Annotated in this window: 13 protein-coding genes; 6 read left to right on the top strand and 7 right to left on the bottom strand. The window is 63.2% G+C overall.

The genetic code is table 11. The features are described 5' to 3' along the window. Positions 1–136: 136 nt before the first annotated feature. The 6 genes from J5J06_14615 to J5J06_14590 all read right to left on the bottom strand — a co-directional run bounded on the left by J5J06_14615 (position 137) and on the right by J5J06_14590 (position 9,628). Positions 137–1,384: a competence/damage-inducible protein A gene (locus J5J06_14615; protein MCO6438325.1), complete on the bottom strand. Its 1,248-nt coding sequence runs from the start codon at positions 1,382–1,384 to the stop codon at positions 137–139. A gap of 54 nt (positions 1,385–1,438) precedes the next feature. Next, positions 1,439–2,575: a hypothetical protein gene (locus tag J5J06_14610; protein MCO6438324.1), complete on the bottom strand. Its 1,137-nt coding sequence runs from the start codon at positions 2,573–2,575 to the stop codon at positions 1,439–1,441. A gap of 227 nt (positions 2,576–2,802) precedes the next feature. Next, positions 2,803–4,437, bottom strand: coding sequence for a TolC family protein (locus J5J06_14605; GenBank protein ID MCO6438323.1), 1,635 nt, complete (start codon positions 4,435–4,437; stop codon positions 2,803–2,805). A gap of 19 nt (positions 4,438–4,456) precedes the next feature. Beyond that, on the bottom strand, positions 4,457–7,666 hold the full coding sequence (locus J5J06_14600; protein MCO6438322.1) for an efflux RND transporter permease subunit: 3,210 nt from the start codon (positions 7,664–7,666) through the stop codon (positions 4,457–4,459). 25 nt (positions 7,667–7,691) lie between these two features. Beyond that, positions 7,692–8,369: a 1-acyl-sn-glycerol-3-phosphate acyltransferase gene (locus J5J06_14595; GenBank protein ID MCO6438321.1), complete on the bottom strand. Its 678-nt coding sequence runs from the start codon at positions 8,367–8,369 to the stop codon at positions 7,692–7,694. Between the two features lie 14 nt (positions 8,370–8,383). Next, complete coding sequence (locus J5J06_14590; GenBank protein MCO6438320.1) at positions 8,384–9,628, bottom strand: glycosyltransferase; 1,245 nt, start codon at positions 9,626–9,628, stop codon at positions 8,384–8,386. A gap of 206 nt (positions 9,629–9,834) precedes the next feature. Here J5J06_14590 and J5J06_14585 point away from each other — a divergent pair, with 206 nt between their 5' ends. Together J5J06_14585 and J5J06_14580 are read left to right on the top strand one after the other, a co-directional pair. Continuing rightward, positions 9,835–11,670, top strand: a complete 1,836-nt coding sequence (locus J5J06_14585; protein ID MCO6438319.1) for a hypothetical protein — start codon at positions 9,835–9,837, stop codon at positions 11,668–11,670. Positions 11,671–12,453: 783 nt separating this feature from the next. Further along, positions 12,454–13,236 (top strand): hypothetical protein, encoded by a 783-nt coding sequence (locus J5J06_14580; GenBank protein ID MCO6438318.1) that lies wholly within the window; start codon positions 12,454–12,456, stop codon positions 13,234–13,236. A gap of 279 nt (positions 13,237–13,515) precedes the next feature. On the opposite strand, the gene J5J06_14575 is transcribed toward J5J06_14580, so the two are convergent. Continuing rightward, positions 13,516–14,364 carry a hypothetical protein gene (locus J5J06_14575; GenBank protein ID MCO6438317.1) on the bottom strand — a complete coding sequence of 283 codons (849 nt, stop codon included), beginning with the start codon at positions 14,362–14,364 and terminating at the stop codon, positions 13,516–13,518. Positions 14,365–14,864: 500 nt separating this feature from the next. Here J5J06_14575 and J5J06_14570 point away from each other — a divergent pair, with 500 nt between their 5' ends. The 4 genes from J5J06_14570 to J5J06_14555 all read left to right on the top strand — a co-directional run bounded on the left by J5J06_14570 (position 14,865) and on the right by J5J06_14555 (position 17,464). Beyond that, positions 14,865–15,323 (top strand): hypothetical protein, encoded by a 459-nt coding sequence (locus J5J06_14570; GenBank protein MCO6438316.1) that lies wholly within the window; start codon positions 14,865–14,867, stop codon positions 15,321–15,323. Positions 15,324–15,340: 17 nt separating this feature from the next. Then, positions 15,341–15,826 carry a GNAT family N-acetyltransferase gene (locus tag J5J06_14565; protein ID MCO6438315.1) on the top strand — a complete coding sequence of 162 codons (486 nt, stop codon included), beginning with the start codon at positions 15,341–15,343 and terminating at the stop codon, positions 15,824–15,826. Between the two features lie 139 nt (positions 15,827–15,965). Next, positions 15,966–16,622, top strand: a complete 657-nt coding sequence (locus J5J06_14560; GenBank protein MCO6438314.1) for a helix-turn-helix transcriptional regulator — start codon at positions 15,966–15,968, stop codon at positions 16,620–16,622. Beyond that, complete coding sequence (locus tag J5J06_14555; protein MCO6438313.1) at positions 16,622–17,464, top strand: SRPBCC domain-containing protein; 843 nt, start codon at positions 16,622–16,624, stop codon at positions 17,462–17,464. The genes J5J06_14560 and J5J06_14555 overlap by 1 nt, the downstream gene beginning before the upstream one ends. The last annotated feature ends 10 nt before the right edge of the window (positions 17,465–17,474 follow it).

The raw sequence follows: 17,474 nt of genomic DNA, 5'->3' as shown, positions 1-17,474 counted from the left end.
GCCCGCACTCCATCATGCACCAGGGCGGGTTTCGAGGATTCTACGGGCCGTTCATGGCCTCTTCAACGCAACTCCGCTCACTCTTTCCTGTTGCCTGTTGCCTATTGCCTATTGCCTATTGCCTATTGCCTATTGCCTATCTCATCATCTTCCGCCTAAGCATGTTCAGGGCCATCTTGCACGTCCGGTCCCGGATTTCTTCCCGCGTAAGGTGCGAACCGACCATCAGCCGCCGAACCGCGACGCCGCTCCCGTCCGCCAGGCCGACGTAAACCAGACCCACCGGCTTCTCCGCCGTCCCGCCGCCCGGACCCGCAACGCCCGTCACCGACAAGGCGAAATCCGCGCCCGAAGCCCGGCGGCAGCCCGACGCCATCGCCCGCGCGACTTCCTCACTGACGGCTCCGTATTCCTGAATGAGCTCCGCGGCCACGCCCAGAAGCTCGATCTTCGACTCGTTCGAATACGAGACGTACCCCCGCAGGAAGTATGTGCTGCTGCCCGGCACGTCTGTTAACCGCTTGGCCAGCAGGCCTCCCGTGCACGATTCCGCCGTCGCAACCGTCTTCTTCGTTTCGAACAGCCGCTTCGCCACCGACTCCTGGAGCGTTTCGTCCCCTTCACCGAAAACGTGCTCGCCCAGCCGGCGGCGGACTTCCGCCACATCAGCCCCAAGAACGGCTCTCGCATCAGCCTCGTTAGTGCTCGTCGCCAGAATCCGCACGCCGATCACCCCGGCCGATGCCGTCGTGCCCACCAGCGGATTTCGATCCCGGGCCATCAGGTCGGCCAGCGCCTCGCCCACGTTCGCCTCGCTCATGCCAAAGGAGTTGAGCCGGGCGACCAGCGTGACCGCTCCGCCGCTCCGCGCCCGCACCGCCGGCAGCACCGACTCGGCGAACATGGCCTTCATCTCCGAGGGAACCCCCGGGAGAACAAAAATGTCCAGGGAGCGGGCCGCGCCCTGAAAATGGATGCCCGGCGCCGTTCCGCGGGGATTGGGAATGATCTCGCACCCCTCGGGCATGAGCGCCTGGAGACGATTCGCGTCCGACATCGTCCGCTGCCAGCGGGCGAACAGCGCTTCGATCTGCGCCAGCGCCTCGGCACTTTCGACGAGCTCGCGCCCAAGCGCGTTCGCCAGCGCCTGCCGGGTCAGATCGTCGGCCGTGGGTCCAAGTCCCCCCGTGGCCATCACCGTCCCGGCACACTCCATCGCTTCGCGAAACGCCCGCGTGATGTCCTCCAACTCGTCGCCCACGGTAACGTGGCGTACGACGCGGCATCCCACGGCCGAGAGCTGCTCCGCCAGCCACGCGGCGTTGGTATCCAGCGTCTGCCCCGAAACGAGCTCCGTGCCAATGCTGAGAATGACGGCGTCCACAAGGGCTAGCTTACCGCTCGAGAGTCGGTTCGGCCAACGGGTGACCGCCGCGACTTACGGCGCGGTCACGGCCTTGAACGTGCCGAAATCGGGCAGCGTGCCCTCGGGCAGCAAAGAGAGATACAGCGTGTCCAGAGCGTAGGTGATATCGCCGGAGGTAATCGATCCGCCACCGCTGAAGGCGATGACTTGGAACGGCGCCGGCAACGTCGGAAGTCCGTAGATCGAATCGGTCTCCCGGCAATCAAGGCGGACACCGGAGAACGAGACTCGACATCCGTCTTCCGGAACCGGGTTGCCGTCCTTGTCGTAGGCCTCCGCCGCCAGGGGAACGTCGATCGACAGCGACTGTCCGTCGTACTGCACCGTGCCCGAAGGCGCATCGGTGAAACAGCTCAGCATGACGCCGTTGGGATCCTCAAAATCGGGATAGATCTCGGCGCTGGCCGTTTCGATCGCATCCCCCGTACCGGATACATCCACGAATACATCCCCGCTGGCTACCCCGTTTTCGAACAGCAGGATGGGGTCGTAAAGCGTAACGGACCACATCCGTCCGTCGAGCGAGGTCGGCTCATTGGTACATCCCTCTACTTCGGGCGCGGGGATGATCGTCAGATCGAAATCCGTAAGCGTGTACTCGATTCCGCCGGCTCCCGCCGTACCCCCGCCCGAAATGGCGAAGACCTGCAGTTCCAGACCGAAGCCGGGCCCGAGGTCGTTACCGCATGAGGCAATCGTCCCGGAGATCCGAAGAACGCACATTTGTGGAGACCCATCCTCGGATTCCGTTTCCCCCGTGTAGTCCGTATTCTCGAACGTGGACTCCAGGGAGAATCGCCGGTTGTCCACGATCATGTTGATCGTCGGATTGGTTCCGTAGCAATTCACCAATTCTCCGGATGGATCCGAGAAAGTGATGTCCTGCACCTGTGCGCCCATGCCGCTGATGGCCAGGTTGAATTGATCGTTTGCCTTCGGGTCGGCGCTAATGAGCCAGCCGTCGTGAATGCCGATGCCGTCGAACGGCAGATCGCATTCCGGGTCGTTCGCCGAGCTATTCTCGTTGTCCGGCACGCCCTGCTCGCTTCCGGCCGTATTGTCGTTCTGCACCGGATCGAGATTGTTGCATCCCCCGAAGGTGATGACGGCCAGAGCCAAGACGAAAAGCTGACATGATGCACGCGACATGGCTGGAGCTCCCTATTTGCGGGACAAGCTGCTCGCGGCTCTCTTTGGCTGCAACGGGCGCGGCCAAAGATAGGCAGACCGACTCCAGTGTACCTTGTCGGGAGTGTCCCATTCAAGATCAGAGTTGAACCCAATGCAGGCATGGGGTGTTTGGGAGAATAGGGGAGCTGCCGCCAGCCCTTCAAATTCACATTCGGAACCGCCAGGCTCAGCCCACAGTCTTCGGCTTACGGTTCAACGGGGGGTTTCTCACTGGATTCCTGCGCAAGGTTCGATACGTACGTCGCCGCGGCCGCATTCAGATCGGACCACGCCAGACGCAAACGAATGCGCGCCCGCACCAGATCGGCGTCGGCCGCAATGAAATCCCGCTGCGTCTCATTCAGCCGTGTGAGTGGCTCCCGTCCCGCAACGTACGCCGCCTGCACGATCCGGCGGTTCTCACGGGCAACATCCAGCGCCTCGCGACTCAGGCGAATCTGCTCCTGCGCATTGTGTACATCAATAACCGCCTGGTGAACCTCCGCCTGTACCGCCAGTCGGCGCCGCTCCAGGCGCGCGGCCGCCTCCGCTCGACGTGCTTCCGCCTGGCGGACGCGCGATGACCTCGCCCCGCCCGTGAACAGATCCCATCGGACTTCCAGACCCGCCGCCGTGGACTGGTCCTCCTTGCTGTAGTGGAGATTGGAGCTGCGATCAAACCCCCAGGACGCACTGACATTCACCGATGGACTGTACAGCCCCCGGTTCGCCCGCACCTGCTGTTCCTCGCTCTTGAGGAGTTGATTGAGCTGCTTGAGGTCCGGGCGGCGCTCGAACGCCAGACCAACCCACTCCGCGTTGTCCGGAGCCGTCATGTCCTTTTCCGTCTCGGTCTCCAGTGGCGACAGGGAAAGTGCCTCTGGCAGCTTCGAGGCCGGAATGCCCATAAGCTCCGCCAATACCACGAGCCCAGTTTCACGTAGCCCCATCGCCGCGGTCACATTGGTCTGGGCGCTGAGCATGCGCACGCGGAAGTTGTCCACGTCCGCCTGGGAAGCCCGCCCGGCCTTGCGCAGCTTTGCCGTCTCATCGAGCTGCTCGCGGCTGAACGCCTCGTCCGCGCGAGCGATGCGCAGTTGCTCCTCGGCGAGCTGCACCTGGTAATACGCCTGATCCACCGCTTGGATAATGAGCCGTTCGACGTCGGAGAGCGAGAACGTCGCCGCCCGAAACAGGTATTGCGTGGAGAGGAGCTGCGCTTCGCGGATGAATCCGTCGAACGCCGACCACGCCAGACTCAGCGATGTCCCGTGTTCGCTGAAGGAATTGCGATCGCCGGTGAATTTCGAGCCGCCGAACAGCGGCCGGCGCAAGGCGCTGATCAGCGCCGCAACCGCAATGCTCTGCGTGTCCCCCAGGTCAATCGGCGTCGACGCCTGCGGCAGTTGCGCGAGGTTCAGCCGATTCAGACTCGCCGGCGTGTGGAATGTCCGTGCCGAGGTATGCCCGAACGAGACCACGGGGAAGTACCGCGCGCGTGCTTCATCGATCCGCGCCGCGGCCGCGTTGAACCGCGCTCGCGCCGCATGGACATCCGGATTGGCCCGCACCGCGATCGATCGCGCCTGCTCCAGCAGGAGCACGTCCGCCGGCAGCATGTCGTCGGCCCGCTCGGTTTCCTCCGGATCGCCGAACTGCTCCAGCATCCGCTGCTCTTCCTCGGGAAGGCGGTCCATGGCCGTTCGGTGCCGCTCGAGCATCGACTCCACGCTGCCGGAAGGCGCGCGGCAGGAAGTCGCGACCACGGAAATCCCCAGGATGACAAGCCCCGCCCAACGCCGATTGCCGCGGCGCTCGACTCCCTCGGTTGGCATGGTCATGAATGCGTTCCTGCTCTGATCAGGCGGTGGCGCCTTCCACTTGGCCGTGGGCGGCCGCGCCCATCTCCACTTCTTCCGGACTGGGCAGCGCCCCGCCGGTCCGCAGCCAGCGCAGCAGGCGCTTAACGTCGTTGAGCGTAAAGTACAACGATGGTACCACGAGCAGGACCAGCGCCGTCGAAAACGTCAATCCGAATGCGACGGATATCGCGATCGGAATCAGCGGCTGGGCCTGCGTGCTCCGCTCCAAGAGCAGCGGGGCGACGCCCGCTACGTTGGTCAGCGCCGTCAGAAACACCGAAAGTACGCGCGATTCGGCCGCATCGGTCACCGCCGCTTCGATCTTCATCCCTTCCGCGACGTTCCGATTGAGCTTGTCCAGCAGGACCAGCCCGTCGTTGACCACGATGCCCGCCAGGGCCGTCATGCCGAAAACGCTCATCAGGCTCAGGTCGTACCCCATGACCGCATGCCCGATCACGGCACCGGCCATGCCCAGGGGAATCGCCGCGAAGAGGATCAGCGGCTGGGTATACGAACGCAGCACCGCGCCGAGAATCGCATAGGTGATGATCAGCGCGACGATCGTCGCCCCCGAAAGGCTCCAGAGCGACTCCTCGATTCGCGCGCGCTGCCCCTCAATCTGGTACGCCACCCCCGTGAATCGCTTCTCGATGTCCGGAAGGAACGATGCGGTCAACGTGCCGATGATCTGCTCGGCATTGGCAAACCGCTCATCCACGTCCGCCTGGATGCGCACGCGGCGCGTACCGTCCTGTCGGCCGATGGCGGAATAACCCCGCGTCAGGTGCGTGTCAGCTACTTCGGCGAAGGGAACCTCGCCGCCGGCCGGGGTCCGCACGCGGAGACTGTCCAGCGCCGCCATGCCCCGCCGGTCTTCCTCCGCGTACCCGACCATGACCTTCACTTCCTCATACCCACGCTGGAGGCGCACCGCCTCACCGCCGTAGACGGCCTGGCGCAACTGCCCCGCGAGGTCCGCCACGGTCAGGCCCAGCGCCGCCGCCTGCGGCTTCAACGAAACCTGCAGTTCCCGTTTCCCCGGAACCAGGTCGTCGGTGATGTCAAAGACTCCCGCGAATTCCCCCAGACGCTCCTCCACCGCGTCCGCGGCGATGCGAAGCTGTCCAAGATCATCGCCCAGGAGGCGAATCTCCAGAGGTTTCTCGTTGGGCCCGAGTTCCTGCCGCGTGATGGAGAACGACAGCGCGTCGGGAATCTCCCCGACCGCTTTTCGCCAGTGCTCAATGATGTCCGCCGAGTCCACCCGGCGGAGCTCCGCCGGCATCAGCTCGATGTTCACTTCCGCCAGCCCGCTCCCTCGGACTGGCACGAAATCCGAGAATTCCCCCACGAGCGAATAGGTGTTCGCGATCAGATGCCCCTCGGCTTCCGGGCGAAGCGCGGGATCCTCGTTCAGGCTCAACGCCGCCTGCTCGAGCCGTTCGACAACGTCCCGCGCCAGGCTGACCGGAACGCCTTCCGGCAGGCGGACGCGCGCCTGAAGCGAATTCCCGTCCACGGCCGGAAAGAGCACGAACGGCGTCCGACCGCCCAGGACCAGGCCCGCGCACAGACAGAGCAGCGCCATCGCGGCGCCCAGCACGACAAGTCGATAATGCGCCAGTCGATTGATCAGCGGTGAATAGATCTTGCGGATGACGCCCTCGACATAGTCGTTCATCCTCCGTCGAACCTGCACGCGCCACGACGGAAGCTTGCCTTTCTTGTGCTTGGTCGACCACTCCGCCATGTGCGAGGGGAGAACGAAGAACGCTTCGATCGCGGAAGCGACGATCGTGGCGATCACCGCCACCGGAAGCACGTAGATCAGCTTGCCCATCACCCCGGCCACGAACATCAGCGGCAAAAACATGACGATCGTGGTCAGGGAGGCGTTGAAGACCGGGCTTCCCACTTCCTCCGTTCCTTCGATCGCGGCCGTTTCCGGGTCCAGGCCCTGTTTCTCCCGCGACAGGATGTTCTCAGCGATGACGATCGAGTCATCGAGGACGATGGCGTCGGCCATGATCAACCCGAAGAGGCTGATCATGTTGAGCGTTTGACCCGTGGCATAGAGGAACCACAGAGCGCCGCCCGTCGCCACCGGGATACCCATCGCCACGCCGAACGCCGCCCGCATGTCCATGAACAGCAGCAGGCAGATCATCAGCAGGATCACGCCCTGGACGCCGTTGCCCACCAGCATGTCCAGCCGCTGGTCCACGTCCCGGGACATGTCCGCCCACAGCGTAAGCGTCACGCCCTTGGGCAATGTCGGCCGGATCTGCTCGATGTACGCCCGCACCACGCGGGCGATTTCGCTGATGTCCTCGCTCGGCGTTTTCAGGACATTGACCATCGCTCCGGGCTTTCCGTTGACTCGCCCGAAGACCGGCTCCTCTTCGAATGTGTCACGAACCTCCGCGATCTGCCCCAGCCGCACCGTCGTCCCGTCGGGCCGCGACAGCACCACCAGGTCCTCGAATTCCTGCGCCGACCGGCGCTCCCCGACCGTACGGATGCTGATCTCTTCCTGCTCCGTGCGAATGACCCCCGCCGGCAGGTCGAGACTTCCCTGGGCAATCGCCGCCGTGACGTCCCGAAGCGCCATCCCGTAGCGCTCCAACGCCGCTTCGCTGAGCCGAACGGAGATTTCGTAGTCACGCACGCCGGACAGGCCCACTTGCGTGATCTTGCGATGCGCCAGCAGGTCGCGGCGGATCTGCTCCGCGATCTCCTTGATGGTTTCTTCTGGGACGTCCCCCGAAACACCGACGCTCGCGACCTGGTTGCGAATGACCAGCTCGGTGATGATCGGCCGCTCCGCTTCCTGCGGGAACGTGCGGATCGCGTTCACGCGGTCCTCGATCTCCCGCATCACTTCGGCCACCGGTCGCACCCGCGGCAGGACTTCGATGAGGACCTTGCACGAGTCCTCCTCCGAAAGCGAGGAAACCTCTCCCGCGCCCGAGAGCCCTTCGATCGCCTGTTCAATTTTCAGGCAGACGCGCTGTTCGGCATCCTGCGGGCTCGACCCCGGATAAGGAACCGTGATGAGAATGTGGTCGGTCGCCGTCTCCGGAAACGTCTCCCGAGGCAGTTGGAAACACGCGTAAACCCCGCCCGCGATCATCGCCACGGAAAGCAGGTTGGCGAATACGGGATTCCGTACCAGCGGGCCGATAATGGTTCGATTCGATCGCATCCGTTCCCTGGCGCCGAACGCCGCGCTATGTCTCCATCCAGAACTTGTTCACGCGAATGTCCTCCAGCAGCGCATTCATCCGCCCGTGCAGCGCGTCGAGGACAGCCGCCTCCTGCTCCCGGTCCGATCCCGGAGGAAGTTCGGGCATCATCGCCTCACCGACGTTGATGCAAAAGGGCCCGCGTAGAACCGTTTTTGTTTCATACACTCTTCCGTCGACAACCTCCCGGATCGGCGCCCGCCACATGGCCCGCTTGGGCGCCGCCAGCGCCACGGGAACGATCGGCACCCGCGCCCCACGATAAATCCGCGCGACCCCCGGATAAAACCGGCCAAGCTGGAACAGCTCCTGCGCGTCGCCCTCGGGCGCAATGTACACCGACTCGCCTTTCTCCAGATACCCGACCGCCTTGGACACCACGCTCCCGCGATGTTCCGGCAACGCGTTGATCTGCTCCAGCCAGTCCAGGATCGGCGCCACCGCACGCTTCTGATAGCCCGGGCCGATGACAATGTGCAATGGAGTTCCAAACAGCGGCATCACCCAGAAGGAGTCGTGCGTGCTGATGTGGTTGGTCACGAAGATCTTCGGACCCGCAGGGATGTTCTCCCGCCCCCATACGTGCAGCCGCATGAACACCCGCTGATACACACCGATCGCGATACGGATCGAAGACCAGGCCCAGCGTTTGGAAGGACTCACAACCGGACGCGACCTCAGACGGCATGAACGGAAACGGTCTCCGCCTCGGGGGCGACCACGGCCTCCGCCGGAACGTAACCCGATTCCAGGATCTGCTCGCGGCCCAGCGCCTGGCGATGGTAGGCGCTGAGGCGGGGGAATATCACCTCGGAGGAAATCGATTGCACGAACTGCCGGGCCTGCTCTCCCGCCCGGGCGTGACGCTCCGCGTCGCGCACCAGCGCCACGCATCGATCCGCCAGCTCCGGCAGATCGCCGCGCTCCAGCACGTCCACGCCGCATTCGCCCTCCAGGTTGGCCACGAATCCCTGAGAGCGGAGCACGAACGCCGGAAGCCCGCTCGCCATCGCCTCCACCAGCGCGAGCCCGAACGTCTCACTTTCCGACAATTGCACCAGCGCGTCCGCCTGCTGAAACGCGTCGAGCAGCGCCTGACCTCGCAGGAATCCCGTAATCGTCGCCCCCCAGCGCTGCCGCAGCGTCGCCGCGTACGGGCCGTCGCCCACGAAAACGAGCGCGATCCGCGGATCCCGGATCAACAGCTCGCAGATCAGGTCGAGATTCTTTTCCTTGGCGATGCGTCCCACCACCACGGCCAGCACCCGCCCGTCCGCCGCGTACTTCTGCCGGAACGAGCCCTGCCGCGACGCCGCAGGCTGAAACCTACGTACCGGCACCGGATTCGGAATAACCCGGATCGGTCCCTCGAAGAACATCCGCGCGGTCTTGCCCGCCGTCTCGCTCGGCACGCACATCATGTCGCACTTGGCAAACGCCAGCCGCTCGCACGTCAGCGCCACCTGCAACCCGATCCACCCGCCGAGCCGTCCCGCGAGGCTTTCCCCGTACAGTTTCCCGTAATGCGGCAGGTCCGTGTGATAATACCCCACGACCGGCAGGCCCATCTTCCGGGCGACCGTGGCCCCGGTCACGCCCACCGCTCCCGAGGTCGCGATGTGCACAACTTTCGGCCCCGACAGATTCTGCAGGATCTTGCGGACCGCCGGCCCGGAGAAGTAACCCAGCACCAGGTCCTTGTAGAACGGGTTGCGGAACTGCACGCTGCCCTGGATGGGGATCACATCATGCCCATATTCCGCCCCCTCCAGGTCGTGCCGCTTGGGGCAGACGATGGTCACCCGCACGCCCGGCGTGGACCGCGACCAGTCGAGCAGCATCCGGTAGTAGGACGCCACCCCATTGGTCTCGAAAAAGGTGTCCGTAAATACGACAATATGGAATTCGTTCAACCGCGCCATCGGGGCAGTATCCTAGCGGCGATCGAAGGTTACGCAACGTAGTCCGCCCTGAGGACCCCGTTTCAACGCCGTAACGCCTGAACCCGCCTCATCGTCCTCGAGACGCCGAAGGCATTGAACATTTCCAGGCCGAACGCGAGAATGGTCCGTTCCCCCCGCAACGGATTGCGGGTAGGGGATAACCCCCGGCGATACCCATTCCGACCATGACCCTCGCGCTCGAGCTCGAATCTCCGCCTCGACAAGCCAAGACGCGCATTCGCGGGCCTCGACCCACCCGGAGATCCGCTACCGTCCTGGCGCCGCTGACCGCGGCCCTTGCCGTAACGCTGATGCTGCCCTGCCTCCGGGCGGGCTGGGAGGGCGATGACATCATTCATCGCCTGGTGATGACCGGTCCGACCCTTGCCTCCGAACTGGCCATCCCTAACCAGAACACGCCCACCGGGCTCTTCACCTTTCTCGACGGTAAACCATTAACCAACCATAGGTTGCGCGATATCGGCATCGTTCCCTGGTGGACCCATCCCGACGTGAAATCCAGCTTCCTGCGACCACTGGCGTGGGCAACGCACTGGCTCGATGATGCCCTCTGGCCGAACTCCGCCGTGTTGATGCATCTCCAGAGCCTGTTCTGGTACGGTTTCCTGGTCCTTTTCGCAGTATTGGCTTATCGCGGATTGCTCGGCTCCGGCCCCGGCCTGCTCGTCGCCGCGCTGCTCTTCGCCGTGGACGACTCCCACGCCACGCCCGCGGGCTGGATCGCCAACCGCAACGCCGTCCTCGCCGCCATGTTCGGCATCGCGACCCTGTGGGCCCACATTCGCTGGAGACGCGACCAGAGCGGGCTCGCCGCGGCCCTTGCCCCGATCCTCTTCCTCGCCGCGCTGCTCTCCTCCGAGGGGGCCGTTACCGCCGGAGCATTCCTGCTGGGCTACGAGATTTTCCTCGGGCGGCGATCCTGGGCTTCGCGCCTCATCGCCCTGGCACCGTACGTCCTCGTCGGCGCCGCTTGGCGGATCTCCTGGTCGTGGATGGGCTTCGGCAGCGAAGCCATGGGCCTCTACACCGATCCGGTGCGCGACCCCGGAGGATTCCTCGCCGCGCTACTCCACCGCGCCCCGGCCGTCCTCCTCAGCGCTTTCGGCGGCGTCCCCGCCGAGACCGGCGCATTCCTCAGCCCGTCTGTGCAGACCGCGCTCTGGATCGCCGGGATCGCCCTCACGGCCGTCCTGATTCTGGTGATGATTCCGCTGCTCCGCCGCGACGCCGCCGCGCGGTTCTTCGCCTTCTCCACCCTCGCCGCGATCGTGCCCTGTTGCGTCACCATCCCCTCGGACCGCAACCTGCTCTTCGTCAGCTTCGCCGCGCTGGGGCTCATCGGGCGGTTCGTCACCTCGGCACTGGGGAGCACCCGCGCGACGATCCCGCGCTTCCGTGTGAGTTGGCCCGCGACGACGGTCGCGGCGTTGTTGGTGCTCGTACACGGGCTTATCGCCCCGGCCGCAAAGCCCTTTCGCGCCGCCATGCCCCTGGGACCGCAGCGCATCACCGGGCAGCTCGAAGTCGGCGCAGCGCTACCCAACGACGTGGAACACAAGGACGTGATCATCGTCAATCCGCCGAGCGCCTTTCACATCGGCTATCTTCCCGTCCGCCGTGCCTTGGCGGGCGACCCGATCCCCGCCCACGTTCGCGTCCTCGGATCGAGCATGGACGGACTGACCCTCAAGCGACTCGACGAGCGCACGCTGGAAGTCACGCCCGAAGGCGGCTACCTGAGGAGTCCCTTCGACCGCGTCTTCCGCGGTCCGCAGGTCGCGTTCAAAGGGGGCGAGCACATCGAACTTCCCGGCGTGACGATAGAAGTGGGAGAACTGAACGGCGAGGGCCTCCCCGCGTCGGCCACGTTCCGTTTCTTCCGCCCGTTGGAAGACGCCTCGCTCCTGTGGCTTCAATGGCACGACGGCCGGTTCGTTCCCTTCACCCCGCCCGAAGTGGGCAAGAGTGCCACTCTTCCGGCACCTGTGCCGAAGTGGTAACGTGGGTATCCGCGTGGTTGAGTTTGTCATTCGCGAGAATCGAAAGTCCCGCAGGGTTCGCCATGCGGACCATCTTCGTAGGGTGCGTCCCCGACGCACCTCTTCTGAGCCGCAGGCTTTTGCCTGCGCAGTCCGTCGGAGTGGGGGGCCGTCAGAATCGGAATGAGTACGGGTCGAAGGAAATGCATTTGGATTGATGCCAAGGAATGCAGAGAGATTTGGAAAGAGAGAATCGCGAGGTTCTTAGCCTCGTACAGGCATTGACAGGCTGTGTCTCGTGGAACATGCGTCAGGTCACGCTCGAATTGCTGCCACAGGGAGGCACTTTCATCCGCTTCGTACTCGAACGCGATGATCCTGACGATCGAGAAGAGATTGACGAGATAGTCGCCGACTTTGCGGACTATGCTGGAGGTAAGGGTGAACTAAGAGTCGAGATAATATGCGATCCTCGACCATTTCGCGAGCTAGAGCAGCCCGGCCGAGTAGTATATTGTCGCAAGGAGAGGTGAAGTTCTCCCAGCCCAAATCCTTGAGCCAGTCCCGTAGGGCCCGCGGTTTGCATGCCTCAATGATGTACCGTCTTTCTTCCGGCCTCTGCCCTCCGACCTTGGGCCATCGCACTCGCAAGCGCGATACGCACCTTGGCTACACCCCGAAGGGGTATAAGATCATAGCCGTGGGCAAGCGCAGCGCCGCCCACGGAATGCAGTGCATTCCAATACACCGACCCCGAAGGGGTCCTACCGGACGCGCCTGAAACGAAGCAACGGTGAACCGGAGTTGTTATCTACCGAATCAACCTCGTTCGACACATGGTCACCGGACTTCAGCTCGTCCGGCCAGCAGAACCCGACATGGACCCGCGCCGTCACCTGCGGCCAGGTACTGTGCAATTCCATGGAGCGCGTCGAGTGGGCGGGGGGAAACCCCGTGCAGGTGCTCTTGTGTGAGCAATGTGGCTGCGCGGGTTGCAACAGCCACGGCTATGTGCAAATCACGCGATTGAGTGACTCGATCATCTGGACACGCCCGGTCTTTGACTCCGACATCGGCGGTGCCTATCGCTGCCTTGATGCGCTCGGAGGAAATGGTGCAATCCACGTTCCCGAGACAATATGGACGGAATGGCAGCAGCGATTTGATTCCCTTCCGGACCTATCCGTATTTCCTCGCACGACGCGATCCGAACTGATCGACGCCTGGTTGCTGGAGATGCCTCCTTGTTATCGCGCTGCCGAGGGCGTTTCGGCTGGTGACCTGACCGTGTCGCCGCTGGCCCGCGCACGACTACTGATCCCGAACGCGCGAGATCGGCTCCTGGCCTGCACTTCGATGGATGTTCCAGCGGCCCAGCGCTTGCTGGATCGGATTCTAAAGTGGGCCGAGAGCGGACCCGCAGCGCCGATAGATGGCGCGATTCGACGTCGTGATGTCGAAATGGAAGCGCTTTATCTCGACGGGCATGGAACCGAAGATTGGCACGCGTTTGCTATCGCGGGTGGCAACGTCTATTTGGCCTTCGGAGCCGACTGGGTGCTTGATCCCCCCGTGACGGACCACTGAATTCGTCCGGCTGCTCCAATCGCTGGCCTTCTGTCCCCGTAAGCGGCCGACCCGACTGACTGAATACGCCAACGTTTAACTGCTATCGAGCAGTGCTCCCTCAGTTTACAACCCTGACATCTTCCGTCCTCGCGCAATATGACGCTAGCCGTCCGTGTTCATAAGCTAATAAGTAACGTGAAAGCCTCGCGCAAAGCGCAGCGCATGTTATCCTCGAGATCGTCGCGCATCGAGATCTGTTCTCAACGACTTTGGTGCCCCTATCGTAGCCGATCGCAATCAAGGCGATCTTGCCTCTGACGCAGATCGTTCGGGGACGACATCCTTGGGCAACTTCGCTCGAATATGCCAGACAGGCGGGGACTCGGCGGTGGATTCCTGCAACAGCAGCGTCCAAATCTGATGGACGCTATCGAAGACGCGTCTGTCCTGCGGAAGCTCTTGTCGGTCCCGCCATGATCCAACCCAAAACGTATCAAAAACAAGTTGGCCTTGCCCTCCGTCGGTTTGCCAGGAGACCGTCAGAATGGCAACGTCATCCCCCGCCCAGGCAACATCGGTTGCGGGAATCGGCAGTTCCGACAGCCGGTTTGCCAGTTCCAGTACATTTCGTGTCTGGGGCCGGATGGGATCTCGTTCAATGGCGTAGGGTGCAACGGCCGCGCCAACGGCTTGAATCGAGTCCTTCACCCAATCGCATAGGACGTCACACTCCGGCCATTGTCCCATATCAACCGTTAAAGCCCGCTTCCAATAATTCGTCACGAATCGCACGCGGCCGTCCTCCAGACGCAATAGAGCGGACGCGAATTTTCCAAAAACTTCGCTGTCTTCACTAATGATGACCCACTCGCGAGGTCGCAAACTGGCTATGCGATAAAGAAACTCATCAGTGTCGTTCACGCAGGAGTCCGCGATCCGGAGTACCTCCGCGCGAAAATCGTCATGAGACGGCAATATGACCCATCGATGAGCATTCTCCGCCGTCAAGACCCAATCAACCGCGGGGGACGCACAGCCGACGCCGGCAAAGACGAGCCACGTCGGGAGAAACATGCAATGCCAGACACATCGAAGCCGCAGAATGCGTCGCTCCAGATGGATACCGCGTTCATTTTGTTTTCTCATTGCTTCCCTCCTTCCGACGCTTGGGCGGGATGTCTGCACCGCCCTCGGGGTCGCATATATCCTCTTTTCTATCTTGATCGCATTTTCGTGGGAGCCGCCCTGCGGACCAAGTTTAGATCCGTTGCCTCGGGCCCCTGCGTGGACTGGGTTATGAAAGCCATCAAGCAAATCATACCGTCGCGCAAACACTCTGCCGCGCGGCGTTTCGACAAGGCGAAGCGTGCTGCAATACTCCAACCCGCTGCCCGACCTTTGGCGTCCCGGGTTCTCCTTACAACCCTGACATATCCCGCCCTCGCGCAATATGACGCTCGCCGTCCGCGTTCATATGCTAATCAGTAACCTGAAAACCTCGGCCAAGGCACGGCCGGGGAGAGGCAGTCCGGCGGACATCCTCCACACGCGTGCCGAGCCGCAGGCTCCAACCGCGCGGCCTCGCGACCGCCGATTGTGATCGACGAACTCGCACGTATCCGAGAAACCCATTGGAAAGGCTCAGCATGACCTCACAACAAGAGAAACAATTCACGGAAGCATTGATGAAACTGGAGACGGCATTGGAGAAACCCGTCATCCCCGGCGAAATGGAGTCGTGGGCCCGTGACGTACGGAACGAGGCGGCTTCCTTCGATCACCTGCTGCGCGAACGCGTGGCCGGCGCCCACGCCGAGCTCTATGCAAGCATCACCGATGAGGATCAGGGCTTGTTTCGCCGCGTCGAGCAGTTGCGACAGGAGGATTTCGACATCCGCAACGCCTACGACGCGTTCCTTTCCGAGGCGTCCACGTTGTGCGAGAATGCTTCCCGGGCCGAGCCGCAGGAGGCACCGGCAGAAAGTCGTATAGCCCAAATCAGTGACAACGGCTTGGCACTGGTGATCCGTATCCGCAAGCAGGAACTGGCGCTGCGGACGTGGCTGGTGGAATCGGCCTTCCGCGACCGCGGCGTGCAGGATTAGCGCTCGTTCGAAACCAGATGAGTGATGCGATCATAACCATTCGCCGGGCCGCGAGTTACGACCACGAGGCCATCACGCGTTTCAACATCGCCATGGCCCTGGAATCGGAGGGAATGAGGCTCGATCCCGCGACGGCCGGGGAGGGCGTCCGTGCGGCGCTGAACGATCCGCAGCGCGCAATCTATTATGTGGCAGAACTTTCTGGCAGCGTCGTCGGCCAGACGATGGTCACGCTGGAATGGAGCGATTGGCGCAACGCCTTCTTCTGGTGGATTCAGAGCGTCTACGTCGAGCCGACCGCGCGGGGCAAGGGCGTGTTCCGGGCCCTCCACACCCATATCCGCGACGAAGCCAAATCAAGCTTAAACATCTGTGGTTTAAGGCTTTATGTTCACACCGGGAATCGCGGGGCGCAGGCCATCTACCGTCGCCTGGGGATGACGGAATGCGACTACCGGCTGTTTGAGGAGTCGTGGCCGCGTGGCGGTCGAGCGTCAGTCTGAGTTTATCTGATAGCTTTCCGCTTTACATTTGAGTGTGTCCATAAACGGGCGCTTGCCCGGCGTCGCGCTCGTTTTCGCGCATTTTTTGAAAAATAGAATTGTCTTGACAAATTTTTTTGTCAAGACTAATTTCCCTGTCATGAGTGCTCTGCCGGTTCAGATTCTCGACTCCGTTGACCAGGCCGCCGCGCTGATGGACCCGGCCAGAATTCGACTCTTGCGCGAACTGCGCGAGCCGGATTCCGCGTCCGGATTGGCCAAGCGCACGGGTCAACCGAGACAGCGACTTAACTATCACCTTCGCGAACTGGAACGCGTCGGACTCGTGAAGCTGGTGGAGGAGCGGCGCAGGCGAAACTGCACGGAGCGCATGTACCAGGCGACGGCGCGGGCGTACCTGGTCAGTCCGGAGGCGCTTGATCACTTTGGGCGGGAGCCGGAAGTCGTTCAGGATCGATTCAGTTGGGCGTACCTGGTGAGCCTGGCCGCGCGAGCGGTGCGCGATCTGGCGGTGCTGCGTCGGCGGGCGGATCGCGCGGGAAAAAAGCTGGCGACGCTGGCGCTGGATGCGGATGTGCGGGTGGCTTCGCCAAGGGAGCTCACCGAGATCATGGAGGGGCTGACGGCAGCCATCCAGGCCCTGGCGAAGACGTACCACAATGAGAGCGCGCCGGGCGGGCGGACGTTTCGGGTGATGGTCGGGGCGTACCCCGCGATCACGCGCGACGAGGAGGAGAGCGAAAACGAGGGCGGCGATGAAACGGCGCCCGCAACCCAGAGGCCGGAGGAGAAGTGATGAGTGCGAGTGCGAAGCCGAGAACGTTCGAGATGTCGCTGGATATCGCGGCGCCCGTGGAGGATGTATGGAAGGCGTTGACGGAAGCGAAGGAACTGACGCGATGGTTTCCGCCCGAGGCGCGGGTGGAGCCGGGAGTGAACGGTTCCGTGTATCTCGCCTGGGGTGAGCAGGCGCCGTTCGTCTGGAACTGCAAGATCACGGCGTGGGAGCCGAATCGGCACGTGCGCTGGTCGGAGGAGCTTCATCCGGGCGGGGACAAGAGCCGCGCGGCCGTGCCCGTGAGCATGGATTTTCACCTGGAGGGAAAAGGCGGGTCGACGGTGCTTCGGCTGGTGCATTCGGGATTCACCACGGACAGCGCGTGGGACGCGTACTTTGACGGGATCAGCCACGGCTGGGCGTTCGAGCTGCGTTCCCTCCAGCACTACGCGGAGAACCACTTCGGGCAGGATCGGCGCGTGGTGTGGGTGCGGACGCCGGTGGCGGAGAACTATGCCGGGGACACGGCGCGGCTGATCGGCGAGAAGGGGGCGGTGCTTCGCGGGCGCCTGGAAGGGCTCAAGGCGGGCGATGGGTACGAGGTCGAGCTTGTCGATGGTGACGACACGTTGACACTCAAGGGCCGGGTCGTGCGGATCGGGCTGCCCCGGATTTTCGCGGGTACCGTGGACAACCTGAACAACGCGCTTTTCCGCTACGAGGTGGAGACGTGCGGGGGAACGGGGCCGCATGCATGGTGGTGGCTGGCGACGTACGGCCTGCCGGAGAAGACATTTGCGGATGTCGATCGCCGCTTCCGGGCGGCGGTGGAGCGTGCGTGTCCGGCGGGGGTGAAGTGAATGGGGAATG

It is taken from the genome of Phycisphaerae bacterium (assembly GCA_024102815.1).
Classification (GTDB): domain Bacteria; phylum Planctomycetota; class Phycisphaerae; order UBA1845; family UBA1845; genus JAGFJJ01.
This window is presented reverse-complemented; position numbering and strand designations above follow the sequence as displayed.

Coding starts and splice junctions, on each gene's coding strand:
- J5J06_14610 (MCO6438324.1), bottom strand. CDS start 2,575: ATGTCGCGTGCATCATGTCAGCTTTTCGTCTTGGCTCTGGCCGTCATC.
- J5J06_14605 (MCO6438323.1), bottom strand. CDS start 4,437: ATGACCATGCCAACCGAGGGAGTCGAGCGCCGCGGCAATCGGCGTTGG.
- J5J06_14600 (MCO6438322.1), bottom strand. CDS start 7,666: ATGCGATCGAATCGAACCATTATCGGCCCGCTGGTACGGAATCCCGTA.
- J5J06_14590 (MCO6438320.1), bottom strand. CDS start 9,628: ATGGCGCGGTTGAACGAATTCCATATTGTCGTATTTACGGACACCTTT.
- J5J06_14585 (MCO6438319.1), top strand. CDS start 9,835: ATGACCCTCGCGCTCGAGCTCGAATCTCCGCCTCGACAAGCCAAGACG.
- J5J06_14575 (MCO6438317.1), bottom strand. CDS start 14,364: ATGAGAAAACAAAATGAACGCGGTATCCATCTGGAGCGACGCATTCTG.
- J5J06_14570 (MCO6438316.1), top strand. CDS start 14,865: ATGACCTCACAACAAGAGAAACAATTCACGGAAGCATTGATGAAACTG.
- J5J06_14565 (MCO6438315.1), top strand. CDS start 15,341: ATGAGTGATGCGATCATAACCATTCGCCGGGCCGCGAGTTACGACCAC.
- J5J06_14560 (MCO6438314.1), top strand. CDS start 15,966: ATGAGTGCTCTGCCGGTTCAGATTCTCGACTCCGTTGACCAGGCCGCC.
- J5J06_14555 (MCO6438313.1), top strand. CDS start 16,622: ATGAGTGCGAGTGCGAAGCCGAGAACGTTCGAGATGTCGCTGGATATC.